General features: G+C 48.6%; 2 tRNA genes and 2 rRNA genes. All 4 read left to right on the forward strand.

The annotated features are described in order from the left end of the window. A 16S ribosomal RNA gene (locus NQ185_RS20085) occupies positions 1–108 on the forward strand; the annotation flags it as partial. Between the two features lie 91 nt (positions 109–199). Continuing rightward, positions 200–276 (forward strand) — tRNA-Ile (locus NQ185_RS20090). A 43-nt stretch (positions 277–319) separates the two neighbouring features. After that, positions 320–395, forward strand: a tRNA-Ala gene (locus NQ185_RS20095). A 218-nt stretch (positions 396–613) separates the two neighbouring features. Beyond that, positions 614–780, forward strand: a 23S ribosomal RNA gene (locus NQ185_RS20100); the annotation flags it as partial.

A 780-nucleotide genomic window follows, 5' to 3' on the forward strand; every position in this document is an offset into this window, starting at 1 on the left:
CGGTGGGGTAACCCTTACGGGAGCCAGCCGCCGAAGGTGGGACAGATGATTGGGGTGAAGTCGTAACAAGGTAGCCGTATCGGAAGGTGCGGCTGGATCACCTCCTTTCTAAGGAATCTATATCAACCGAGTGTTGATAAGAAGACGTTTATGTTTCGTTCAGTTTTGAAAGATTAAATTCTCTTTATATATACAATGTGGGCCTGTAGCTCAGCTGGTTAGAGCACACGCCTGATAAGCGTGAGGTCGGTGGTTCGAGTCCACTCAGGCCCACCATCCCACATTTGTTCTATTTGGAATGGGGATTTTCTATTTTAAAGGGGCCTTAGCTCAGCTGGGAGAGCGCCTGCTTTGCACGCAGGAGGTCAGCGGTTCGATCCCGCTAGGCTCCACCAATTATTCGTTCTTTGAAAACCAGATAATAAGAGAAACAAACCAAGAAACATCACTTTATGGAGATTTCCATAAGTATGCAGACCTTTTATGGTCGGGCAAAAAGAAGCAAGCAGTTCGAGGAAGCAACTGAGTGAACACCGGAGCGCATGTTTTTCATGCGTGAGGATGTGAGCGAAGGCAGCTGACGAAGAAATGCGCCGCTTATTTTTGACCGAATGATTAAGTTAGAAAGGGCGCACGGTGGATGCCTTGGCACTAGGAGCCTATGAAGGACGGGACTAACACCGATATGCTTCGGGGAGCTGTAAGCAAGCTTTGATCCGGAGATTTCCGAATGGGGGAACCCCCTGCCCGTAATGGGGTAGGATCCATTTCTGAATACAT

The sequence above is a fragment of the Lederbergia panacisoli genome (genome assembly GCF_024626525.1).
Lineage (GTDB): Bacteria > Bacillota > Bacilli > Bacillales > Bacillaceae_C > Lederbergia > Lederbergia panacisoli.